This window comes from Actinomadura barringtoniae (genome assembly GCF_017573505.1).
Taxonomy (GTDB): Bacteria; Actinomycetota; Actinomycetes; order Streptosporangiales; family Streptosporangiaceae; genus Spirillospora; species Spirillospora barringtoniae.
The window spans coordinates 19,018-40,865 of the sequence record NZ_JAGEOJ010000032.1 but is presented as its reverse complement, the minus strand read 5'-3'; the positions used below and the strand labels follow the sequence as shown (position 1 = coordinate 40,865).

General features: G+C 71.4%; 22 protein-coding genes. 10 read left to right on the top strand and 12 right to left on the bottom strand.

What is annotated here, in order from left to right:
- The first annotated feature begins 74 nt into the window (after positions 1-74).
- On the top strand, positions 75-2,150 hold the full coding sequence (locus J4573_RS49065; protein ID WP_208263338.1) for a phosphocholine-specific phospholipase C: 2,076 nt from the start codon (positions 75-77) through the stop codon (positions 2,148-2,150).
- A 33-nt stretch (positions 2,151-2,183) separates the two neighbouring features.
- Here J4573_RS49065 and J4573_RS49060 read toward each other — a convergent pair whose 3' ends face one another.
- Positions 2,184-2,882, bottom strand: a complete 699-nt coding sequence (locus J4573_RS49060; protein ID WP_208263337.1) for a glycerophosphodiester phosphodiesterase — start codon at positions 2,880-2,882, stop codon at positions 2,184-2,186.
- A 69-nt stretch (positions 2,883-2,951) separates the two neighbouring features.
- Here J4573_RS49060 and J4573_RS49055 point away from each other — a divergent pair, with 69 nt between their 5' ends.
- Positions 2,952-3,827, top strand: coding sequence for an alpha/beta fold hydrolase (locus J4573_RS49055; RefSeq protein WP_208263336.1), 876 nt, complete (start codon positions 2,952-2,954; stop codon positions 3,825-3,827).
- 203 nt (positions 3,828-4,030) lie between these two features.
- Positions 4,031-4,939, top strand: a complete 909-nt coding sequence (locus tag J4573_RS49050; protein WP_208263335.1) for an oxygenase MpaB family protein — start codon at positions 4,031-4,033, stop codon at positions 4,937-4,939.
- On the opposite strand, the gene J4573_RS49045 is transcribed toward J4573_RS49050, so the two are convergent.
- From J4573_RS49045 to J4573_RS49030, 4 genes are all read right to left on the bottom strand, one after another.
- Positions 4,936-5,823 (bottom strand): RecB family exonuclease, encoded by an 888-nt coding sequence (locus tag J4573_RS49045; RefSeq protein ID WP_307797515.1) that lies wholly within the window; start codon positions 5,821-5,823, stop codon positions 4,936-4,938. The genes J4573_RS49050 and J4573_RS49045 overlap by 4 nt on opposite strands.
- On the bottom strand, positions 5,820-6,527 hold the full coding sequence (locus J4573_RS49040; protein WP_208263334.1) for an MBL fold metallo-hydrolase: 708 nt from the start codon (positions 6,525-6,527) through the stop codon (positions 5,820-5,822). Before J4573_RS49040 ends, J4573_RS49045 begins: the two co-directional genes overlap by 4 nt.
- Positions 6,528-6,596: 69 nt before the next feature.
- Positions 6,597-7,439 (bottom strand): PHP domain-containing protein, encoded by an 843-nt coding sequence (locus tag J4573_RS49035; protein WP_208263333.1) that lies wholly within the window; start codon positions 7,437-7,439, stop codon positions 6,597-6,599.
- A 54-nt stretch (positions 7,440-7,493) separates the two neighbouring features.
- Positions 7,494-8,147 carry a DUF6758 family protein gene (locus J4573_RS49030; RefSeq protein WP_208263332.1) on the bottom strand — a complete coding sequence of 218 codons (654 nt, stop codon included), beginning with the start codon at positions 8,145-8,147 and terminating at the stop codon, positions 7,494-7,496.
- A 72-nt stretch (positions 8,148-8,219) separates the two neighbouring features.
- On the opposite strand from J4573_RS49030, the gene J4573_RS49025 reads away from it, so the two are divergent.
- The 3 genes from J4573_RS49025 (at position 8,220) to J4573_RS49015 (ending at position 11,264) form a co-directional block, all read left to right on the top strand.
- Complete coding sequence (locus tag J4573_RS49025) at positions 8,220-8,639, top strand: NUDIX hydrolase (protein WP_208263331.1); 420 nt, start codon at positions 8,220-8,222, stop codon at positions 8,637-8,639.
- 128 nt (positions 8,640-8,767) lie between these two features.
- Positions 8,768-9,451, top strand: a complete 684-nt coding sequence (locus tag J4573_RS49020) for a hypothetical protein (RefSeq protein WP_208263330.1) — start codon at positions 8,768-8,770, stop codon at positions 9,449-9,451.
- Between the two features lie 118 nt (positions 9,452-9,569).
- Positions 9,570-11,264 (top strand): serine/threonine protein kinase, encoded by a 1,695-nt coding sequence (locus tag J4573_RS49015; protein ID WP_208263329.1) that lies wholly within the window; start codon positions 9,570-9,572, stop codon positions 11,262-11,264.
- Here the strand turns inward: J4573_RS49015 and J4573_RS56500 are convergent.
- Together J4573_RS56500 and J4573_RS49005 are read right to left on the bottom strand one after the other, a co-directional pair.
- Positions 11,156-12,706: a CPBP family glutamic-type intramembrane protease gene (locus J4573_RS56500; RefSeq protein ID WP_208263328.1), complete on the bottom strand. Its 1,551-nt coding sequence runs from the start codon at positions 12,704-12,706 to the stop codon at positions 11,156-11,158. The two genes, J4573_RS49015 and J4573_RS56500, sit on opposite strands and share 109 nt — an antisense overlap.
- Before the next feature lie 196 nt (positions 12,707-12,902).
- Complete coding sequence (locus J4573_RS49005) at positions 12,903-13,844, bottom strand: HpcH/HpaI aldolase/citrate lyase family protein (protein WP_208263327.1); 942 nt, start codon at positions 13,842-13,844, stop codon at positions 12,903-12,905.
- Positions 13,845-13,883: 39 nt separating this feature from the next.
- Between J4573_RS49005 and J4573_RS49000 the strand changes: the two genes are divergently transcribed.
- Entirely contained in the window at positions 13,884-14,411 is a 528-nt protein-coding gene (locus J4573_RS49000) for a hypothetical protein (protein ID WP_208263326.1), read from the top strand.
- A gap of 43 nt (positions 14,412-14,454) precedes the next feature.
- Here the strand turns inward: J4573_RS49000 and J4573_RS48995 are convergent, their stop codons facing one another.
- Complete coding sequence (locus J4573_RS48995; protein WP_208263325.1) at positions 14,455-15,354, bottom strand: RNA polymerase sigma-70 factor; 900 nt, start codon at positions 15,352-15,354, stop codon at positions 14,455-14,457.
- A gap of 132 nt (positions 15,355-15,486) precedes the next feature.
- Between J4573_RS48995 and J4573_RS48990 the strand changes: the two genes are divergently transcribed.
- A complete protein-coding gene (locus J4573_RS48990) occupies positions 15,487-16,803 on the top strand; it encodes a magnesium transporter MgtE N-terminal domain-containing protein (protein ID WP_208263324.1) in 1,317 nt (438 codons plus the stop codon).
- Entirely contained in the window at positions 16,800-17,318 is a 519-nt protein-coding gene (locus tag J4573_RS48985) for a DUF1003 domain-containing protein (RefSeq protein ID WP_208263323.1), read from the top strand. Before J4573_RS48990 ends, J4573_RS48985 begins: the two co-directional genes overlap by 4 nt.
- A gap of 101 nt (positions 17,319-17,419) precedes the next feature.
- Here the strand turns inward: J4573_RS48985 and J4573_RS48980 are convergent, their stop codons facing one another.
- Positions 17,420-17,884 carry a MarR family winged helix-turn-helix transcriptional regulator gene (locus tag J4573_RS48980; RefSeq protein WP_307797514.1) on the bottom strand — a complete coding sequence of 155 codons (465 nt, stop codon included), beginning with the start codon at positions 17,882-17,884 and terminating at the stop codon, positions 17,420-17,422.
- Positions 17,885-18,009: 125 nt separating this feature from the next.
- Between J4573_RS48980 and J4573_RS48975 the strand changes: the two genes are divergently transcribed.
- Positions 18,010-19,152, top strand: coding sequence for an Mrp/NBP35 family ATP-binding protein (locus J4573_RS48975; protein WP_208263321.1), 1,143 nt, complete (start codon positions 18,010-18,012; stop codon positions 19,150-19,152).
- Positions 19,153-19,247: 95 nt separating this feature from the next.
- On the opposite strand, the gene J4573_RS48970 is transcribed toward J4573_RS48975, so the two are convergent.
- From J4573_RS48970 to J4573_RS55805, 3 genes are all read right to left on the bottom strand, one after another.
- Positions 19,248-19,442, bottom strand: coding sequence for a hypothetical protein (locus J4573_RS48970; protein WP_208263320.1), 195 nt, complete (start codon positions 19,440-19,442; stop codon positions 19,248-19,250).
- Between the two features lie 52 nt (positions 19,443-19,494).
- Entirely contained in the window at positions 19,495-19,845 is a 351-nt protein-coding gene (locus tag J4573_RS48965; RefSeq protein WP_208263319.1) for a sec-independent translocase, read from the bottom strand.
- A 178-nt stretch (positions 19,846-20,023) separates the two neighbouring features.
- Positions 20,024-21,823, bottom strand: coding sequence for a trypsin-like peptidase domain-containing protein (locus tag J4573_RS55805; protein ID WP_208263318.1), 1,800 nt, complete (start codon positions 21,821-21,823; stop codon positions 20,024-20,026).
- Positions 21,824-21,848: the final 25 nt, after the last annotated feature.

Below are 21,848 nucleotides of genomic sequence, written 5' to 3'. Positions count from 1 at the left end.
GTCTTTCATGTTCGTTACCGGGCGGACGCGTGATCGCCGTCGTCTCGTTACCCGGGCGGCCCACGCTTCACGGCATGAGCCAAGGTCCCTCCCGCCGCAAGTTCCTCGCCTCCAGCGCGGGGGTCGCCGGCGGCGCAGCCGTCGCCTCGATGCTGCCGCCCTCGGTGCACGCCGCCCTCGCCCGGCCGATCAAGCCCGGCGGGCTCAAGGCGATCAAGCACGTGGTGTTCCTGATGCAGGAGAACCGCAGCTTCGACCACTACTTCGGGGCGCTGCGCGGGGTCCGCGGGTTCGGTGACCGGAACGCGATCGAGCTGCCCGACGGGCACCCGGTCTTCGAGCAGCCGGGCCTGCTGCGGCACGTGAAGCCGTTCCTGGCGCGGAACGCGATCGGGCACGGCCCGCTCACCGACGTGAACTACATCGCGGGCCTGGACCACGGCTGGGAGGGCGGCCAGAAGGCGCACGGCGACGGCTGGCACAACACCTGGATCTCGGCCAAGACGATGGCCACGATGGTCCACTACGACCGCAAGGACCTGCCGTTCCAGTACGAGCTGGCCGACACGTTCACGATCCTGGACGCCTACCACTGCTCGGTGTTCGGGCCGACCAACCCCAACCGGACCTACCACTGGACCGGCACGATCGGCTACGAGAAGAACGGCCACCGCGCGGTCGAGAACGACGCCTACGACGAGGCCGGCCACCCCGGCTACGCGCAGGTCTCCTATGCCGAACGGCTGTCCAAGGCGGGTCGGAGCTGGAAGGTCTATCAGGAGTGGGACAACTTCACCGACAACCCGCTGGAGTTCCTCACCACGTTCAAGCAGGTCATGCGCAAGGCCCTGGCGCCGGTCGGCTCGTACACGAGCATGACCGACTTCTACGGCGCGGTCGCCAAGGCGAGCGCGGACGAGCGCAAGAGCATGCAGGCGGCGCTGGACAAGGGCGTCGCGGCCCTGTCCGCCCCTGAGCGCGACCTGTTCGAGCGTGGCCTGCGCCGCAGCGACGGCGGAACGCTGGGAGCCGCGTTCAAGGCCGACGTCGCGGGCGGGCGGCTGCCCGAGGTGTCCTACATCGTGGCCTCGGCCGCCGAGTCCGAGCACCCGGGCTCGGGCAGCCCGATTCAGGGCGCCGGGATCACCTACCAGGTGCTGGACGCGATCGCCTCCGACCCGGAGGTGTGGGAGTCCACCGCGCTGTTCCTGCTCTTCGACGAGAACGACGGCTACTTCGACCACGTTCCGCCGCCGCTGCCGCCCGCGGACGCCGAGGACGACCACGACGACGGCAAGCCGATCGGGCTGGGCTTCCGGGTCCCGATGATCGTCGTCTCGCCGTGGACGGTCGGCGGGTACGTCTGCTCGGAGACCTTCGACCACACCTCGACGATCCGGTTCCTGGAGCGCTGGCTGGGCGTCCGCGAGCCGAACATCAGCCCCTGGCGCCGTACGGTCGCGGGCGACCTGACCTCGGCGTTCGACTTCGGTCGTGCCGCCAAGCCGCAGCCCGTTCCCAAGCCCGCCGCGCCGCCGAAGTTCTACTGGCGCTGGCCCGCCCTGCCGCCGATCATCCAGGAGGGCCCGGCGCCGGAGAAGGGCACCCGCCCGGCGCGCCCGCTCCCCTACCGGACCGACGCGTCCGCCCGCCTGGACGGCGGCTCGCTGATCATCACCATGATCGAGAAGGGCACGCGGTCGTCGCACCTGGCGCTCTACCCGTACGCCAAGGAGTTCGCCGCCCCGCGCCACTACGACGTGGCGGGACGCAAGGTCGAGCGGATCGCGGTCAAGGGCGGCTACCGGCTCACGCTGACCGGGCCGAACGGCTTCCGGCGCGAGTTCGCCGGGTCCACGGCCGGGGCCGCCGCCCGTACGGACGTGACGTCCCAGGCGGCGCCCGACGCGGGCAAGCTGGCGATCACGCTGGCCAACCCGTCCGCCAAGCCGCTCACGTTCACCCTGAAGGCCCTGGCGTACGGCAACGCGACCCACAAGGTGACCGTCCCCGCGCGCGGCAAGAGCACCGTCCGCTGGGGTACCAAGCACGGCTGGTACGACGTCGAGATCAAGTCGGCCGAGGACAAGACGTTCCAGCGCCGCCTGATGGGCCACCTGGAGAACGGCCGCCCCAGCATCTCCGGCTAGCCAGGGCCTAGCTAGAGCCTAGTTAGGGCTTAGTTAGGGCCTGCCGTCGCGTAGGGCGAGGGCCTGCTCCGGGTGGTCGGTGATCAGTACGGCCACCCGGGGATCGTTCAGGAAGCGCCGCATCATCTTCTCGGCGTTCACCGTCCAGATCATGGCGGGGAACCCGGCGCGGGCGCACTGGGCGAGGACGCCGACCCGGGCCAGGCGGAAGTTGAGCGCCACCATGTCGGCCCCGGACGCGCGGATGAGCCGCACGGGCAGCATGTCGCGGACCACGCCGGGCTCCCAGAAGCTGCGGCCCACCGACAAAGCCGCCTTCACCTGCGGATACGTCTTCTTCACCTGGGTGATCGAGGCGACGTCCTTGGTGGTCACCACGAAGCCGTCCTCGCCGAACGCGTCCATCGCCAGCTCGGTGGCCTCCAGCTCGCAGCCGGGCTCCTTGAGGTCCAGATGGCCGCGGACACGCCCGGCCGCCATGATCTTCATGGCGTCGGCGACCAGCGGCACGGGTCGTTCGCCCGCCGTGTCCTGGACCTGCTCGTAGCTGGCGCGGGCGATGCGCAGCCCGCCGATGCCCGGATCATGGTGAACGACCAGCTTCCCGTCGCCGGTCCGGCGGATGTCGATCTCCACGTACTCGGCGCCGGAGCCGACCGCGGCGCGCAGCCCCGCCACGCCCGCCTCGTCCCTGCGATGGGCCGAAACGGCCGGGTGCGGGCGTTGATCCACACTGGCGACGCTACCACCGAAGGCTCTTTACCGGTGTCTACGCAATCACATTTAGTACGCTGGCCACCTGTGAGTACGCCCCGGTTCCTGACTCTGCCCCCCGGCGTGCGCCGGACGTACATCGAGACCTCCCGCGGCACGTTCGCCGCCTTGGAGGCGCTACCGGGATCGGGTATCGCCGAACGCTCTCCGGCCCTGCTCGTGCCGGGTTTCACCGGCAGCAAGGAAGACTTCCTGGCGGTCATGCAGACCCTCGCCCGCGCGGGTCGCCGGGTGGTGGCGGTCGACATGCGGGGGCAGTACGAGTCCGAGCGCGGCGCCGGGCCCGAGGACTACGCGCTCGCCGCGCTCGGCGAGGACATCGCCGCCCTGATGGAGGCGCTCGGCCCGGACCCGGTGCACCTGGTCGGCCACTCGTTCGGCGGCCTGGTGACCCGGGAGGCGGTGCTCGGCGGGGTGCTGCCCCAGTCGTACACGCTGATGAGCTCGGGCCCCGCGGGGGTCACCGGGCGGGCCGCCGACAAGGCCAGGGCGCTGCGGGACGCGATCCCCAAGCTCGGCCTGGAGACGATCTGGACGGTGAGCATCGGCCCGGACGCCGAGGCGCGCGGCGTTCCGCCCGAGATCCTCGACTTCCTCAAGAGGCGGACCCTGGGCAACTGCCCGACCGGCCTGATGGCGATGGCGACCGAGCTGACCTCGGCCCCCGACCGGGTCGACGAGCTGGCCAAGGCCGCCGACGAGGCCGCCGTGCCGCTACTGGTGATCTATGGCGAGGACGACGACGTCTGGGACCCGCGCGCCCAGGCGGCGATGGCCGAACGCCTGGACGCCGCCAAGGTCGTCATCCCGATCGCCGCCCACTCGCCCGCCGTGGAGGCCCCGGAGACGACGGCCGGCGCGCTCTCCGACTTCTGGAGCAAGGCCGAGCGCGTCGTCCGCTGAGGGCCGCGGGCCGCCTCGATCCGCACGGGCAGGCCCGCCGGGCGTTCCAGGCTGAGGTCGTCGACCGGGCTGAGGCGGATGGACGGCCCACCGCCTGCACCTTTTCCCCAGGTGACAGTGATCACAGGGGGCCGGGGTGCTGAACCCGAGAATGTAATGACACACTTACCTGAGTTTGTCTCACATGTTTGGCGAGGTGGGGAATGTCGGCGACCGTTGCACCGCCCGAGAGCGTCACGTGGCGCGTTCACATCGACCGGTCCATGTGGATCGGCGGGGTGCGCAGCCTCATGCTGCAGGCACTGCACCCGATGGCCATGTGGGGCGTCTGGCAGAACTCCAACTTCCAGGAGGACCCGTTCGGGCGGCTCCAGCGCACGGCCGACTTCGTGGGCATGGCCACGTTCGGCAGCCACGAAGAGATCGACCAGCTGGCCGCCAAGGTCCGCGGGATCCACCGGAGCCTGCGCATCCTCAACCACGACACGGGCAAGAAGGAGCGGCTCGACCAGCCCGAGCTGCTGCGGTGGGTGCACTGCGCCGAGGTCTACTCCTACCTGGAGGTCGCACGACGCTCGGGATTGCCGCTCACCGACGCGATGGCCGACAAATACCTGGACGAGCAGAGGCACACCGCTACTTACGTGGGCCTCCACGCGGAGGACGTGCCCGGCAGCGTGCGCGAGATGGAGGACTACCTCGCGTCCATGCGCTCCCAGCTGCGAGTGACCGAAGAGGCCGCCGCGACCGTGCGCTTCCTGATGTGGCCCACGATGCCGGAGAACCTGAAGTTCCTGGCACCGGGCAAGCCGGGCTACTTCCCGTTCGGTGCCCTCTGCTACTACTCGCTGCCCGACTGGGCCCGCCAGATGTACGGCGCGCTCCCCGAAGTGCCACAGCCCGCGGTGACCGCGGCCCTGCGCTCGTTCCGTACGGCGCTCAGCACCGTTCCCGAACGCCTGCACGACTACGCCTTCATGAAGCCCACCCGCGACATGCTGGAACGCGCCCGCCAGCGCCTAGGCGCAGAAGGCTACGACCTCGGCAGAGGCCTCTACGGCCTACGAGACCCCCGCCGCTGGCCCGCTGAGCGTTCACTCGTGGGTGCTTAGGCGGTTTCCACCGGGAGGGCGGCCCAGGACTCTTTGCGAGGGGCCGCCTCCTGCCCCTCCGGGCAATGGCGGGCGTAGTCACACCAAGCGCACAGGTTGCCGGGGCGGGGCGGGAACGTCTCGTCGTACGGGGTGTGGTCGACGGCGAGGCCTTCGGCCTGGCGGGGCTTGGGAATGCGGGTCTTGTAGGCCTCGTCCGCGGCGGCGGCCTCGGCGGCTATGGATTCGGCTCGGCGGAGATGGCGGGCCAGGGATTCGTCGGTGTGGTCCCAGACCGCCACTTCGCCGGTGGGCAGGTGGTGCAGCTCCACGCGGTGGCAGGGGCGGCGCAGGACGCGGGACGCTGCGATGGCGTAGAGCGCGAGGGCCAGGGAGCCGCGGGCGTCGTCGGACGTGAGGATGTGGCGGCCGGTCTTGTAGTCGACGACCACCAGCTCGGCGCCTCGGGCGTCCAGGCGGTCGATGCGGCCGGAGACGGCGATCTGGTCCGTACGGGTGGCCACGGTGCGTTCAACGCCCAGCGGCTCGTCAGCGGGGTCCAGGCCGGTCGCGTAGCGTTCGACCATCTCGCGGGCGCGCTCGCGCCACTCGGCCGACTGGGCCTCGTCGCGGAAGCCGTCGGTCAGCCAGCCGCGCATGAGCAGCGTGCCGGCCATCTCGGGAGTGCGCTCGGGCAGATCGAGGCGCCACCAGGCGGCCAGGGCGTTGTGGACGCTCGCCCCGACGCTGTTGTGCGCCCAGGGCGGGCCCTTGGGCGGCGCCGGACGGTCCAGGTAGGTCATCCGGTAGCGCCGGGGGCAGTCCAGCCAGGTGTTCAGCCGCGACGGCGTACAGGTGTAGAGCCGTCGCGGCATGCCCTCGAAGCCGAGCTGCTCGGCCGTCACTCGTCCCGTTCGGTGGCGAGCGCGCCCCAGCTCTCCCAGCGGGCGTCCTCTTCGCCGACCGTGGTCTCCTCGCCTTGGCCCGGCAGGACGCGCAGGTCCTTCGGCAGGGGGGTGAGCAGGGCGCCGATCGAGTTCAGCTGCTTGCGCAGGTCCTCGTACGCGCCGCCGATCGAGCCGGGGCGGCCGCGGTGCAGGGTGTCGCCGGAGAACAGCACGCCGACCTGCTCGCTGATGATGCTCACGCTGCCCGGGGTGTTGCCGGGGGTGTGCATGATCTCCAGCTGGGCGTCGCCGATCTCGAAGACGCCGCCGTCCTCCAGCCAGATGTCGGGCTCGAGCGAGCGCAGCGCCTTGGCGTCGTCCTCGTCCTCTTCCTCGCGGGCGAGGCGGCCGAAGTAGTCCCGCCACAGGAGGCGGTCGGCGCGGTGCAGCGCGACCGGTGCCCAGTTCTCCTCGTCCTCCTCGCCGGCGGCGGCGACCTCCAGCGCGGACGCCAGATGGTGCTCGTTGCCGTCGGTGCAGATGACCGCCATGATCTCGCGGTCGCCGACCTGCTTGAGAACGTCCTCGGAGCCGAAGCCCGGGTCGATCACGATGACCTCGTCGTCGTCCCCGACGATGTAGGTGTTGTTCTCGACGTCGTACTCGGTGTCGTCCAGGGTGGTCTTCCCCGTCGTCACCACCGTTTCGATGCGCGCATCCACGCCTCGCACCCTACCGTGCGCCACGGGCCGCGCGGAGATCAAACCGGAACGCCCCCGCTGACCTGCCCTTCAGGCCCTGCTGACGAGCTCCTGGTAGGCCTCGGGGGCGGTCGTCTCGCAGCCAAGGCGATCTCCGGTGAGGGCTCCGTGGTCGTCGCTGGAGCCGGTCGGGACCAGGTCCAGGCGGCTCGCGAGCGCGCGGAGGGCCGCGCGGTCGGGGGGTGTGTGGTCGGGGTGATCCACCTCCACGCCGGTCAGACCGGCCGCGGCGAGCTCCTCGATCACCTCGTCGGAGAAGACGTAGCCGCGCTTGGTCGCGCGCGGATGGGCGATGACGGAGACGCCGCCCGCGCCGCGGATCAGCTGGACGGCCCGTACGGGATCCAGGGCGTAGCGGTCCACGTGCGCGCGCCCGCCCGGCCCGATCCACTCTGGGGTGAACGCCTCGTCCATGGTCTCGATCGCGCCCGCCTCGAGCATGGCCCGCGCGATGTGCGGGCGGCCGACCGACTCGCCTTGGGCCAGCTCCCGTACGCGCTCCCAGGTCACCGGAACGCTGAGCTCCTGGAGGAGCTCGACCATGCGCTGGGCTCGCAGGACCCGGTCGTCGCGGACCCGGGCCACCTCCGAGGCCAGCTCGGGCTCGTCCGGGTCGAAGAGGTAGCCGAGGAGATGCAGGCTGTCCGGCTCGGGATTACCGAAACCGGCACTGTGCTTGCAGGACAGTTCCATGCCCGGAACGAGGGTCAGCCCGTCCGGGAGCGCCGCTCGCGCCTCCGCCCACCCGCCGGCCGTGTCGTGGTCGGTCAGCGCGAGAACGTCCAGCCCGGCCTTGCTCGCCAGCCGTACGACCTCGGCGGGCGGCCGGGTGCCATCGGAGACATCACTGTGGCTGTGCAGGTCGATGCGCATGCCGCCATCGTCGCAAACTTGCGCGAGAGCCCAGCCGCAGCGGCCGCCCGAGGGCTAGGCGTCCAGGCGGGGGCTGTAGGCGCCGTACGGGACGTCCAGGTCCATACCGGGCTCGCGCAGGTCCAGCAGGTTGGGGCGTTCGAGCATGAGGACGCCCGCGTCGGCGGGCCACAGGACCGCCCAGAGCCAGCTGCCCATGGCCTCGCCCACGTAGACGGCGCGGTCGGCCTTGCCGGTGGTGACGGCCCACATGGGGACGCTGCGGCCGTTGGTGGCGGTGGGGCCGCGGACCTCGAGCTTGACGTGCGCGGGGCCCTCGTCGAAGCCGGCTCCGGGGTCCGGGCCGTCCATCAGCCCGGCGAAATAGGCGCCCATGCCGACGCCCGGGTCCTCGGCGATCAGGATCATGTCGGCGGGGCCGCTCAGCAGGCCCGGGCCGGACAGCGCGACCGCGACGGCGCGGGCGCCGGTACGGTCGTCGCCGACGGTCAGGAAGCCGGTGACCAGCCAGCCGTGCGGCAGCGGCCAGGGGGCCCAGACCGGCACCCTGGTGTCTTGCAGCACCGCGGCGAGCCCGTCGGCGGTCGGGCTCTTGGCCGGCTGCCGTGGCAGTACGGCTCCGTGCACGCCGCAGGTCCAGTCGCTCGACCACAGACTCGGCGCACGTAGTCGCCCGCCGCACCGCGGGCAGGTGGGCTCCGCCCTCATGAGTACCAAGGGTGCGCGGCGGATCGCCTATCGTCAAGTTCCCGCTGGTCGTACCGGTAAAGAGGGGGCAAAATGACCGGTGTGCGAGTGCGGTGCGTCGGCGGGATCGTCCGGGACGACCAGGAGCGGCTGCTGCTGGTACGGCGCGGCCGCCCGCCCGGCGAGGGCCTCTGGTCGATTCCCGGCGGACGGGTCGAGCCCGGCGAGGACGACGCCACCGCCGTCGCGCGGGAGCTGGCCGAGGAGACCGGGCTGACGGTCCAGGTCGGCGCCCTGATCGGCAGCGTGGACCGGCCCGGCGCCCCCACGGCCGGGAGCGCCGACGAGGTGATCTACGAGATCCACGACTACGCGGCGGTGGCCGTCGGCGGGACGCTGCGCGCGGGCGACGACGCCGCAGCCGTCCGCTGGGTCACCGCGGCCGAACTCCAGGCGCTTCCGACCACTCCGGGCCTCGTGGAAGCACTGGTCACCTGGGGTCTCCTCCGTTAACGCTGCACGGTGAGAACCCCGTTGAGGGTTCAACCTCCGATCGCCCGGGACCGGCCAGCGGCGCGTCTTGCAGGCGCTGCCGGCACCTGGTGTCGTGGTTGCAAAGCGATTCCGGGGGTCGTGAGAACATGCGCAAGACCGGGCCCATGCTGGCACTGCTGGCCGCCGTGCTGGCCCTCATCACCGTGGGCACCATCGCGCTCGTCCGCGCCGTCTCGTCCGAGGGCGACCAGCGGTCGGCGAGCCGCGAGGCCGCGTCCGCGTCCGCGTCCGCCTCGGCGTCCGCCGCCGAGTCCGCCGCCACGTCCGTACCGCCGCCTCCCCCGCTGGTGGCGCAGACCACCAGCGCCACCTACGCCTCGCACGTGCCCGGCAGCCGGGCCGTCGTCGCGATGACCGTCAAGGGCAGCGACGTGATCGCCTATGTCTGCGACGGTCACAGCCTGGAGGCCTGGCTGCGCGGCAAGCTCTATCCCGAGGGCCTGGTCCGCCTGCAGGGCAAGCAGGGCATCCTCACCGGCTCGGTCGTCGGCGACACCGTCGTCGGGGCCGCCAGCCTCTCCCGCAAGAGCGTCATGGGGTTCCGCGCGCCGGTCGTCCGGGCGCCGTCGGGGCTCTACCGCGCCAGCGCCACCGTACGCGGCGCCAAGATCGTCGGCGGCTGGATCGTGCTGCCCGGTGGCGACCAGGTCGGGCTCGTCGATTACGAGCAGCGACCGCGCCCCGCGCCCCGCCTCGATCCGGCCGCCGGCTCGGTGGTGGTCGGCGACGACCGGGTCCCGGTCGCGCCCGCCGATCCCACCAAGCCCTGAACAGTCCGAACCCGTCGCGAAACGAACAGTCCGAACCCGTCCCGAAACCAACAGTCTCGAACCCGTCCCGAAACGGAGCCGGATCCTGACGAACCCCCAAGGGACCGATCCGCCCCACGTGGGTCCCTACCAGGTCGTACGGCGCCTGGGCGCGGGCGGCATGGGGATCGTGTACCTCGCCGCCGCGCCGGACGACGAGCTCGTCGCGGTCAAGGTCATGAACCCCGAGTGGGCCAGCCAGCCGGGCTTCCGGGAGCGTTTCCAGCGTGAGGTGCAGGCGATCGGCCGGGTCGCGCCGTTCTGCACCGCGCCGGTGCTGGACGCCGCGATCACCGACGACGCGGCCTACATCGTGACCGAGTACGTCGAGGGCCGCACGCTCTGGCAGACCGTCAAGGAGCGCGGCCCGCTCGGCGGCGCGCGGCTGGAGTCGGTCGCGGTCGGCACGGCGGTGGCGCTCACCGCCGTGCACCGGGCCGGGATCATCCACCGCGACCTGAAGCCCGGCAACGTGATCCTGTCGCCCGAGGGCACGCGGGTGATCGACTTCGGCGTCGCCAAGCTGGCCGAGGCCGCGCCGATCACCGGGAACGTGGCCATCGGCACGCCACCGTTCATGTCGCCGGAGCAGGCGCGGGGCCTGGAGGTGACGCCCGCCTCCGACGTGTTCTCCTGGGGGTCGGTGGTCGCGTTCGCCGCCACCGGACGCGCGCCCTTCGGCACCACGGCTGCGCCCGAGGTGTTCTACCGGCTGGTGCACGAGCAGCCTGATCTGGAGGGGCTGCCCGAACGGCTCGCCCCGCTCGTCGAACGCTCGATGGACAAGGATCCGGGGAAACGTCCGAGCGCCCGCGACCTGATCGACGAACTGCTCGGCCGCCCGGTCGGGGTCGCCGCCGCCACCGACATCAGCCGGGAACGCTGGAGCTCGATTCACGAGCTCGGCACGCGCGTGGAGACGCCGCCTCCGGACTCGGCCGTACCGAAGACCGAGGCGGCCTCTCCGGCCTCTCTCGCCTCTCCGGCCTCCCCTGTCTCTGGGCCGACGTCCCGCCCGGACGCCGATCTGGAGGCCGAGGCGGACACCGACGGACGGTCGTCGGAGAGGAAGACCGAGCCGCCGCCGGGCCGGCAGGGACTCCGCCGCGTCTTCATCGCCGTTCTGGCCACGGCGGTCGTGGGCGTGTCCGCGGGCGTGGCGTACGTGCTCGTGCAGCCGGGTCACGGGGTCGGCCACGCCACGTTCCAGGACGACTTCCAGACCAAGCGCGGCTGGCCCGAACGCCAGGACGCGGGCGGCGCGGCCCGCTACTACGGCGGCGCCTACCTGCTGCAGCTACCGCCGGGCCGCGGGATGGTCGCCGCCGCTCCGGTCCGTTCGGACGAGATGGGCAGCGTACGGGTGTCGGCCGGGGTGCGGATCCAGGCAGGCACGGCGGAGTACGGCGTCTGGTGCGGCGGCAACCCGGTCCGGCAGGCCACCAACCGGTACGACTTCTACCTGACCTCGACCGGGGCGGCCGGGATCGCCAAGCAGTCGGCGACCGGCGGCCGCAAGGAGCTGCGGGCGGCGCAGGAGGTGTCCGGCGTCGACACCACGGGCGGGCAGAACGTGATCCAGGCCGACTGCCGGTTCTCCTCCGGCCTCACCCGGCTCCAGCTGTCGGTGAACGGACGGGTGGCCGCGACCGCCGACGACCGCGATCAGCCGTACGGGCCGGGCTCGTGCGGGGTGGAGGCGCTCTCGGACACCGGCGGCGTCGAGTCGGCGGCCGTACGGTACGAGTCATTCGGCGCGGCCGCCATCTCCTGAGCCGCAGCCATCTCCTGAGCCCCCGTCATCTCCTGCCGGGCAGCCGTCTCGTGAGCGACCGGCACGACATCGTCGACCGGCATACCGTCATCGACCGGAACGTTGTGTGCTGCGGACGCGGGCTGAGTTGCGAGGGCGGCGGCAGGAGTGGTGGTCGGGAGGCGGAGACGCTTGGCCAGCCAGACGACCGCCAGCGCGTAGAGCACCATCGGGGCCACGTCGGCCACCACGTACTGCCACGGCACGGCGCCCTGCTCGATGTCGAGCTTGCCCACCGCGGCCGGTAGCAGGAACGCCATCAGGTTGTTGAAGACGTGGATGGCGATGCCGGACTCCAGCCCGCCCGTCTTGAACGCCAGCCACCCGGCGATCGCGCCGAACAGGAAGACGTCCAGCATCCCCCAGCCGGTGTAGCCGTGGCCCGCCATGAACAGCCCCGCGCCGACCAGGATGCCCGGCCAGGGCGTACGGAAGACGAGGCTGAACGCCCGGCCGACCTTGCCCTTGCGGGTCTCCAGCGTCCACGAACCGATGGCCTGGATGATCCAGCCGCGGAAGACGTACTCCTCGGCGGCCGACTGGAACGGCACGAGCAGGATGATGACCAGCGCGGGCGGGATGAACCGGCTCCAGCCGACCCACGTCTCGGGACCGTCGGAGGACGAGGTGTCGGGCACGAGGCCGGAGGCCAGCAGCGAGAACCCGAACGACACCGCGCAGAACAGGATCGCCAGCCCGACGCAGGCCGCGAACCACTTCCAGCGCAGGTGACCGGCGACGGACGAGACCGTTCCGGGCCGGCGCCGCTGGACCGCCCACGCCGCCAGCGGCACGGACGGCAACAGGACGGCGAGCATCGCGAGTTGGAAGCCCAGGTCGGCGGTGTCGTTCTTGAAGAACGAGTCGCCGCTGCCCGCCTCGTACGTGCCGCCGTTGATCATCGTGTTGATGATCAATGCGCCGATCAGCAGCACGATCATCGCGGCGATCGTGTAGGCGAGGATCAGCAGGGTGCCGACGATGGGCCGCCACCAGCGGTGCACGGCCGTCCGCGCGACGTGGTGGTAGCGGACGCCGGGACGCGGCGGAACGAGCCATGGCTGCTTGACGCGCTGCCCGTACCCCGGGAAGGGCGCCTGCGGAGGCCCGTACGGCTGCCCGTACGGCTGCTGATGGGCCTGCCCGTAAGGCTGCGGCTCCCCGTACGCCCCGTACGGCTGCCCATAGGGCTGAGGCTGCCCATAAGGCTGCGGGTAGGCCTGGGGCTGAGGTTGAGGCTGCCCGTAAGATTGCGGCTGCGGGTGGGGTTGCTGCCCGTTCGGGTGCTGATAAGGCGGCTGCTGAGGCTGGGGTTGCTGAGGCTGGGGTTGCTGAGGCTCGGCGTAGGACGGCGGCGGCCACTGGGCGGCCTGCGGGTCCTGCTGCGGGTCCTGGTAGGGCACGGGGTCGGATGGCTGGTCAGCATTTCCCGAGGGGGGACGACCCCCCACTCCCCCCGATCCGACTCCGTCGGAGTCAGAGCCCCCGTCGGGTGGCGCCCAGCCGTTCACGTCGGGACGATCCGACACGCGCAACCCCCAAACAGACCCCTCAGCACCTGGGAGAAATCGTACGTGCTGTCAGGCGTGCTCTGGGGCCTCAAGCGCCGGGAGGCTCGAAGGTCTTGGTGCGGGAGAGCCCCGCGGCCCTCCCCTTGGCGGCGATGACGAGCGCCATTTTCCGCGACGCCTCGTCGATCATCTCGTCGCCGAGCATGGCCGCGCCCCGCCCCTGAACGGTCGTCGCGTGCTCGTAGGCGTCCAGGATCAGCTCGGCATGGTCGTAGTCCTCCTGAGCAGGGGAAAAGACCTCGTTGCCCGCCTCGACCTGCGACGGGTGCAGCACCCATTTGCCGTCGAAGCCGAGTGCCGCCGAACGCTGGGCGACGCGCTTGAACGCCTCCACGTCGCGCACGTTGAAGTACGGCCCGTCGATCGCCTGGAGGTCGTTGGCCCGCGCCGCCATGAGAATTCGCATCAGGATGTAGTGGTAGGCGTCGCCCTCGGTATAGCCGGGCGGCTGTTCCCCCACGACCAGCGTTTTCATGTTGATCGAGGCCATGAAGTCCCCCGGCCCGAAGACCAGCGTCTCCAGCCGCGGCGACGACGCTGCGATCGCGTCGATGTTGACCATCCCGCGCGCGTCCTCGATCTGGGCCTCGATGCCGATCCGGCCGACCTCGTACCCCATGGCGCGCTCGATCTGGGTCAGCAGCCGGTCCAGCCACTGCACGTGTGAGGGGTCCTGCACCTTGGGCAGCATCAGGCAGTCCAGGCGTTCCCCCGCGCCCTCCACGACCTCGATCACGTCCCGGTAGGCCCACGCCGTCTCCAGGCCGTTCACCCGCACGACCCGGACCTTGCCTCTCCAGTCGCCCTCGCGCAGCGCCGCGACCACGTTCTTGCGCGCGTCCTCCTTGGCCGAGGGCGCGACCGCGTCCTCCAGGTCCAGGAAGAACTCGTCCACGGCCAGGCCCTGTGCCTTCTCGATGAAGCGCGGATTGCTGCCGGGAACGGCCAGGGTCGTACGTCGCGATCGCATGGGCCGGATGCTATCGACCGGGTGTGAGACGCTGCCGGTATGGGTGAGCTGAGCGGTGCGCTTCTGGAGGCCCTCCTGGAGGAGGCGGCCAAGAAGTCCGGCCTGCTGTGGCTGGCGCTGCCGGACCTGCCCCAGCCGCGCGCGGCCTGGCACGTCTGGCACGAGGGTTCGGCGTACGTGCTGACCGGCGGCGAGGGCGAGCAGCCGCTGCCGGGCCTGCCCGAGGCCGAACGCGTGACGGTCATCCTGCGCAGCAAGGACAAGGGCAACCGGCTCATCACGTTCGTCGCCGCCTGCGAGCAGGTGCGGCCGGGCTCGGAGCTGTGGGACGCCGTGACGCCCGTGATGGCCAAGGAGCGCCTGAACGCCCCCAGCCACGATGGCCAGGTCGAACGCTGGGCCACCGAGTCGTGGGTGATCCGCCTGACCCCGACCGACGAGGTCACCGAGCAGCCGGGCGAGTACCCCGACGACTACGCGACCGTACGCCCGGTCCCGACGCCCGCCACGACCGCCGGTCCGCCGCCCCGCATGTACGGCGGCAAGCGCCGCAAGGTCGACCAGTGAACCTCACGGCCCGTCCCGCCCCGCCCCGTCCCGCCGTTAATCGCTAAGCGTCGAGCACGAGGCCCTCGTTCAGCGCCTTGAGCTTGTCGGGGTTGGCGACCAGGTGCAGGCTGACGGCCTTGCCGTCCGCGCCCAGTTCGACCGTGATGGCCGACAGCACGCCGTCCGGCCCGTCGATGACCAGGCCGAGAGAGCCGTTGATAGTGACCCGGCGGAAGGCCATGTCCTTCCAGTCCACGCCCGCGTACGGATCGCCGGTGATGCCCACGACCCAGCGGGCCACCTTCTCGGCGCCGACGATGTTGCGCAGCGGGGCCCGCACCTTGCCGCCGCCGTCGCTCCACATCGTGACGTCGGGCGCGAGGACCTCCATGAGCGCGTTGATGTCGCCGCCGCCCATCGCGTCCAGGAAGCGTTCGGTGGCGGCGGTCCGCTTCTCCGCGTCCACCTCGAAGCGCGACCGGCCCGCCTCCACGTGCTTGCGCGCACGCGTGGCCAGCTGCCGTACCGACGCCTCCGAACGGTCCAGCGCCGTGCCGATCTCGGCGAACGGGAAGCCGAAGACCTCCTTCAGCACGAACGCGGCGCGTTCCAGCGGGCTCAGCGTCTCCAGCACGACCAGCAGCGCCATCGACACCGACTCGGCGAGTTCGGCCTGCTCGGCGACGTCGGGCGAGGTCAGCATCGGCTCGGGCAGCCACGGGCCGACGTAGGTCTCGCGCTGCGCCTGCGCCGACCGGAGCCGGTCAAGCGAGACGTTGGTGGTGATGCGGATGAGGTAGGCCTTCGGGTCGGTCACGTCGCCGCGATCGGCGGCCGACCACTTGATCCAGGCGTCCTGGACCGCGTCTTCGGCGTCGACGGCCGTGCCGAGCATCCGATAGGCGACCGAGAAGAGCAGGTTCCGGTACTCCTGGAAGACCTCGTCCACCGCAACGCCCATGGCACCGACCTTCTCACGCGGCGAACGCCCGGTTAACCCCACCCCCGGGCCGGGTGTCGCCCACCCTTCCGCGCCGCCCAGGCGGCGGTCCCACTCCGGGTGAGCTGCATGATCACGGGTAGTGTTCCGCCCATGAGCGCATCCCCGACCCGGGTCTACATCGCCCGGCTCGCCGGAATCGCCGTCTTCGACCCGGCCGGCGACCAGGTGGGCCGGGTCCGCGACGTCGTCGTCGCGCTGCGGCTCGGCGCCAAGCCGCCGCGCGTGCTCGGCTTCGTCGTGGAGGTGCAGCCGCGCCGCCCGCTGTTCCTGCCGATCACCCGCGTCACCGTCATCGAGTCCGACGCGATCGTCTTCAACGGGCGCCTGAACGTGCGCCGGTTCCAGCAGCGCGAGTCCGAGACGCTGGTCATCGCCGAACTGCTGGACCGCACGGTCCACCTCACCGAGAACGGCGAGGACGTGCAGGTCGTCGACGTCGCCATGGAGCGGGCCCGGACCAAGGACTGGCTGGTCTCCAAGGTCGCGGTCAACCGCACGGTCGGCCGCGGGCTGCGCCGCCGCCGCGGCGAGCTGTTCGTCGTCGACTGGGACGCGGTGACCGGGCTGTCGTCCATCGAGAACGGGCAGGGCGCGGCCGGGCTGATCGCCGCGTTCGAGCGGATGAAGCCCGCCGACCTCGCCAACTTCGTGCACGACCTGCCGGAGAAGCGCCGTACCGAGGTCGCGGTCGCGCTGGACGACGAACGCCTCGCCGACGTTCTGGAGGAGCTGCCCGAGGACGACCAGATCGAGATCCTCGGCAAGCTGGAGGTGGAGCGCGCCGCCGACGTCCTGGAGACGATGGACCCCGACGACGCCGCCGACCTGCTGGGCGAGCTGCCGACCGAGCAGCGCGAGCAGCTGCTGACGCTGATGGAGCCGCACGAGGCGGCGCCGGTGCGGCGGCTGCTCACCTACGAGGACGACACCGCGGGCGGCCTGATGACGACCGACCCGGTCGTCGTTCCGCCGGACGCGTCGGTCGCCGAGGCGCTCGCGCACATCCGCAACCCCGACCTCAACCCGGCGCTCGCCGCCCAGGTGTACGTGTGCCGGCCGCCGAACGACACGCCGACCGGCCGCTTCCTCGGCACCGTGCACTTCCAGCGGCTGCTGCGCGAGCCGCCCTCGTCCCTGGTCAGCGGCATCGTGGACACCGAGCTGGACCCGCTGCGCCCGACCATGTCGCTGGAGGCCGTGGCCACGTTCCTGGCGACCTACAACCTGGTGGCGGGCGCGGTCGTCGACGAGAACGGCCGGCTGCTCGGCGCGGTCACCATCGACGACGTGCTCGACCACCTGCTGCCCGAGGACTGGCGGGAGACCGTGATGGACGCCACCGCCGACGAGCAGCACGACCCCGAAGAAGAGGCGTTGCGTTCAGCCGCCGCAGAGGAGGAACGATGACCGCACGACTGGACCAGCCGCGCGACATCCGGCGCTCCACGCTGCAGCTGCCGCGCTACGACTCCGAGGCGTTCGGCCAGTTCTCCGAACGGATCGCGCGGTTCCTGGGCACGGCGCGATTCCTGGTCTACATGACCGTCTTCGTGGCGGTCTGGATCGGGTGGAACGCGCTGGCCCCGTCGTCGCTCCGCTTCGACGCCTACCCGTTCATCTTCCTGACGCTGATGCTGTCGCTGCAGGCGTCGTACGCGGCGCCGCTGATCCTGCTGGCGCAGAACCGGCAGGACGACCGGGACCGCGTTCAGAACGAACAGGACCGCACCCGCGACGAGCGGACCATCGCCGACACCGAGTTCCTCACCCGCGAGGTCGCCGCGCTGCGGCTGGCGCTCAGCGAGGTGGCGACCCGCGACTTCCTGCGTTCGGAGCTCCAGCAGATGCTGAAGGAGCTGGACGGCGAACGCGCGCTGTTCGAAAAAGCCCGGCCCACGGCCTCGCCTGGCGGCTCGACCTAACCGAGCTTTGGCGAGCGCTGCATCGCTTCGCGATCTGGCCTCGTTCCTCGGCCAGACCTTCGGACGCACTCGCGCGATGGCAGACCGCGCCGGCACACGGGCTAGACGATCGCGACGGGCTCGTCGGCCAGCTTGTCGAGGATCAGCCCGAACTGCTTCAGGTCGTCCTCGTCCAGCCGGCTCAGCACGTAGTCCCGTACGCCCTGCTGATACGTGGGAGTGGCCTCGGCCAGCCGCGCTCGCCCCGTCGGCGTCAGCACCGCGAAGAGCCCGCGCGCGTCGCTGCTGCACGACTCGCGGCAGACCAGGCCCTCCCGCTGCAGCCGGTCGACGAGCCGGGTGAGGCCGCTGCGCGACAGCAGCACCCGGTCGGCGAGATCGTTCATCCGCAGCCGGCCGCCATCGGCCTCCCCCAGGTGCATCAGCACGTCGTAGGAGCCGAGCGCGAGGTCGTGATCGGCCAGGAGATCGGCCTGAAGACGGCGGGAGATCTGGACCTGGGCCCGCAGCAGGGTCCGCCAGACGGTGAACTCGGCTGCCGATATGGCGCTGGACTGCGTTGTCACGCCCCGATGGTAAGGCCGGCGACCGCCCCGCGCGATGCCTCTCGACGACGGGGTATGGGCGTGTTGATCACCCTGCGTGGCACCCGGGTTCGCCTGCACCCGTTGGAGGTTCATACCATGGGGTCATGGCCTCCCAGTTGACGACCGAGCAGGTGACCGCGGCGCTCGCCACGGTGAACGATCCTGAGATCCGCAAGCCCATCACCGAGCTCGACATGGTCAAGAACGTCGACATCGCGCCGGACGGCACGGTGGACGTCGGCATTTACCTCACCGTGGCCGGCTGTCCGATGAAGGACACCCTGACCAGGAACGTCACCGAGGCCGTCTCGAAACTCGAGGGCGTGACCTCGGTGCGGGTCGAGCTGGACGTGATGAGCGAGGAGCAGCGCAAGGCGCTCCAGACCAAGCTCCGCGGCGGCGAGGCCGCCAAGGAGATCCCGTTCGCCAAGCCCAACAGCCTCACCAAGGTCTACGCCGTCGCGAGCGGCAAGGGCGGCGTCGGCAAGTCCTCCGTCACGGTCAACCTGGCCGCGGCCCTGGCCGCGCAGGGCCGCAAGGTCGGCGTCGTGGACGCCGACATCTACGGCCACTCGGTGCCGCGCATGCTCGGCGTGGAGCACGCGCCGACCAAGGTCGAGGACATGATCATGCCTCCGACCGCGCACGACGTGAAGGTCATCTCGGTCGGCATGTTCACCGCCGGCAACCAGCCCGTCGTGTGGCGCGGCCCGATGCTGCACCGCGCGCTCCAGCAGTTCCTCGCCGACGTCTACTGGGGCGACCTGGACATTCTGCTGATGGACCTGCCCCCGGGCACCGGCGACATCGCGATCTCCGTCGCCCAGCTGCTGCCCTCGGCCGAGATCCTGGTGGTCACGACGCCGCAGCAGGCCGCCGCCGAGGTCGCCGAGCGCGCCGGCGCGATCGCCGCCCAGACCCACCAGCAGGTCGTCGGCGTGATCGAGAACATGTCGTACCTCACGTGCGCCCACTGCGGCGAGCGCCAGGACATCTTCGGCTCGGGCGGCGGCCAGACGGTCGCCGACGCCCTCACCAAGACCCTCGGCACCCGCGTCCCGCTGCTCGGCCAGGTCCAGATCGACCCGCGCCTGCGCGAGGGCGGCGACAACGGCACCCCGCTCGTCCTGGGCGACCCCGACTCCGGCGCCGCCAAGGAGCTCCGCACCATCGCCGACAAGATCGGCGGCCGCTCCCGCGGCCTGTCCGGCATGAGCCTCGGCATCACCCCCCGCAACAAGCTCTAAGCCCCGCTCACACGGCCGTACAGCCGCCCGAGGCCACGGACACGAGAGAGGGCCCGCCCCACCCGGGACGGGCCCTCTCTCGTTGCGTCTGAGGATCACTCGTTGTCGAGCACCTCGTCGGCTTCCGCGTCGGTCGCCGCGGCAACGCCGAGGTGATCCATGATCTTGCCCAGGTTGAGCTGCGTCGCCACGCTCTCCCGGCGGATCTGGTAGAGCTGCCCACCGAAGTGGTTCTCGACGTCGGCGACCCGCGCCTCGAGCGCGGTCAGCCGGAGTTCCAAAGTGTGCACCGATGCCAGAGTTCGGCTTCTCTCTGCTCGTGAGGACGCTCCCGGCCCAAGGTCAGGTGGCTTCGTTGTCGAAGGGGGCGGGTTCGTCGTGGTCCAGGCCGCCGGCGACGGCGGTGGCGTAGGAGGGGTCGTCGTCGAAGGTGTGACCGTTGGCGTACGTGGTGTCATCGTCGTCGAGCAGGTGCTTGCGGACGAAGGTCTTCGGGTTGAGGTCGGCGATGTCGAAGTCCTTGAACTCCGGGCCGAGTCCCTCCTGAAGGTCCGCCTTGGCACTGTTGGCCATCTGCCGCAGCTGCCGGAGCGCACGGCCCGCCTGGCCGGCGGCCTGGGGCAGCTTGTCACCGAAGATGACCAGGGCGAGCACGACGAGCACCGCCATCTCGCCCAGTCCGACGTCGAACAACCCGTCCTCCACACACCATGGGACCGGACCTGCGCGGCCCGGTTCCCTCAGAGTATCCGCCGAACATGCTCTCGACGACAGCCCGTGGGCCCCAGCGATCACCGGTCATCTCGCCGAAACCTGTCAGTCAGGTGACAGGGCCGGGCGCGCCGCGTGCGGCGCGCCCGGCCCTTCATGCTCAGGCTGCGGCGAGGGTGACCTCGACCGAGCTCTCCTTGCCGCCGCGCTCGTAGGTGATCTTCACCTTGTCGCCGGGGGCCTTGCTGCGGATCTGGGCGGACAGGTCGGCGGGGCCGTCCACGATCTGGTCGTTGATCTTGGTGATCACGTCGCCGGCCTTGAGGCCCGCCTTCTCGGCCGGGCCGCCCTTGACGATGGGCTCGGAGTTGCCCTGGGCCTTGTCCAGGATCTTCACGCCGGAGCCCTGGAAGCGGGTGTCCATGTTGATGCCGAGCTGGGTCCGCTTGGCGCCGCCGGTGTTGATGATCTCCTCGGCGACCCGCCGGGCCTGGTTGATCGGGATGGCGAAGCCGAGGCCGATGCTGCCGCTCTGCTGCTCGCCGCCGAACGGGGACTGGCCGCCGCCGCCGAGCGAGGCGATGGCGGTGTTGATGCCGATCACCCGGCCCTGCGAGTCGACCAGGGGGCCGCCGGAGTTGCCGGGGTTGATCGCCGCGTCGGTCTGGATCGCGTTCAGCACCGAGGCGTCGCCGCCCTCTTCGCTGCGCGTCTGGACCGGGCGGTTCAGGGCGCTGACGATGCCCGTGGTGACCGAGCTCTGCAGGCCGAGCGGCGAGCCGACCGCGATCACCGGGTCGCCGACCGCGATCTTGTCGGAGTTGCCGACCGCGAGCGGCGGCAGGTTGTGGTTGCCGTCGATCTTCAGCACGGCGACGTCGGAGCCGGGGTCGGTGCCCTTCACGGTGGCGGGCAGGCTCTTCTTGTCGTTGAAGACGACCTGGATGCTGCCGCCGCTGCCGCCGCCGGCGACCACGTGGTTGTTGGTGATGATGTAGCCGCTGTTGACGATGAAGCCGGTGCCCGCGCCGCCCTCGCCGTTCGCCGCCTGAACCTTGATCATCACGACGCTGGGCAGCACCTTGCGCGCCACGCCCGCGATCGAGTCCGGCGGCCGGTTGTTGGCCGACGAGCCGCCGCCGTCGCTGCTGCCGAGGCTGACCGTACCGTGGTCGTCGTCGCCGGAGGCCATCACGCCGATGCCCGCGCCGACGCCGCCCGCGACCAGCGCCACGATGAGGCCGATCACGGCGAGCACGCCGACGCTGGGGCCGCCGCCGCGCACCGAGGGCGGCGGGGGCACGGGGGCCCAGTTGGGGCCGGTGCCGCCGGGAGGCGGGCCGTAGCCGCCGGGGCCGGGCATCGGCCGGGGTCCGCCGGGCGGCGGGCCCATCGGCTGAGCGCCCGAGGGCGGGACCTGGCCGTGCGCTCCGGGCGGCGGAGGCTGGTGGGACGCCTGCTGCGGCCAGCCGTAGCCGGCCCGCGGGTCCTGGTTGTGCGGTACGAAGCCGGGCCGGTGCCGCGCGGGGTCCATGCTCTCGGGCATGGGCATCTCCACGGCGGTGGCGGGCGCGCCGGACGCCGCGGACATGCCCGGGACCAGCGGGACGTCGTCCTGCGGCAGGTGGCCGCCGGGCGAGTCCGGCGGGGCGAAGGCGTGCGCGGCGGCCGGGTCGGCCTCGATCTCGACGGGCTGGTCGTGCCGGCCCGCCGGAAGGTCGGAGGACCGGTCCGCGGCGGGCGGCTCGACCGGGTCGTCCCACGCCCGCGGCTCGGCGGGATCGTCCCACGGCTGCGGCTCGACGGGATCGTTCCCCGCCGAGGGCTGCTGGAGATCGTCGGCGGTCTCAGGGGAAACCGGCTGCTCGCCGGTGTCCCCCGTCCGCTCAGCCCCAAGGCCGGCGACGACCCGATCGCTCCCCGACGGCGTCTTGGCGGGCTCGCGGCTCTCTTCCGTCATCCCCATCTCTCCTACCGAGCATGGC

What these genes read in the sequence shown, in the direction of transcription:
- J4573_RS49050 (WP_208263335.1), top strand. Translation starts at nt 4,031, where the DNA reads ATGTCGGCGACCGTTGCACCGCCCGAGAGCGTCACGTGGCGCGTTCAC.
- J4573_RS49035 (WP_208263333.1), bottom strand. Translation starts at nt 7,439, where the DNA reads ATGCGCATCGACCTGCACAGCCACAGTGATGTCTCCGATGGCACCCGG.
- J4573_RS55805 (WP_208263318.1), bottom strand. Translation starts at nt 21,823, where the DNA reads ATGACGGAAGAGAGCCGCGAGCCCGCCAAGACGCCGTCGGGGAGCGAT.
- J4573_RS48995 (WP_208263325.1), bottom strand. Translation starts at nt 15,354, where the DNA reads ATGGGCGTTGCGGTGGACGAGGTCTTCCAGGAGTACCGGAACCTGCTC.
- J4573_RS48990 (WP_208263324.1), top strand. Translation starts at nt 15,487, where the DNA reads ATGAGCGCATCCCCGACCCGGGTCTACATCGCCCGGCTCGCCGGAATC.
- J4573_RS49030 (WP_208263332.1), bottom strand. Translation starts at nt 8,147, where the DNA reads ATGAGGGCGGAGCCCACCTGCCCGCGGTGCGGCGGGCGACTACGTGCG.
- J4573_RS49020 (WP_208263330.1), top strand. Translation starts at nt 8,768, where the DNA reads ATGCGCAAGACCGGGCCCATGCTGGCACTGCTGGCCGCCGTGCTGGCC.
- J4573_RS48975 (WP_208263321.1), top strand. Translation starts at nt 18,010, where the DNA reads ATGGCCTCCCAGTTGACGACCGAGCAGGTGACCGCGGCGCTCGCCACG.
- J4573_RS49000 (WP_208263326.1), top strand. Translation starts at nt 13,884, where the DNA reads ATGGGTGAGCTGAGCGGTGCGCTTCTGGAGGCCCTCCTGGAGGAGGCG.
- J4573_RS49005 (WP_208263327.1), bottom strand. Translation starts at nt 13,844, where the DNA reads ATGCGATCGCGACGTACGACCCTGGCCGTTCCCGGCAGCAATCCGCGC.
- J4573_RS49065 (WP_208263338.1), top strand. Translation starts at nt 75, where the DNA reads ATGAGCCAAGGTCCCTCCCGCCGCAAGTTCCTCGCCTCCAGCGCGGGG.
- J4573_RS48985 (WP_208263323.1), top strand. Translation starts at nt 16,800, where the DNA reads ATGACCGCACGACTGGACCAGCCGCGCGACATCCGGCGCTCCACGCTG.
- J4573_RS49025 (WP_208263331.1), top strand. Translation starts at nt 8,220, where the DNA reads ATGACCGGTGTGCGAGTGCGGTGCGTCGGCGGGATCGTCCGGGACGAC.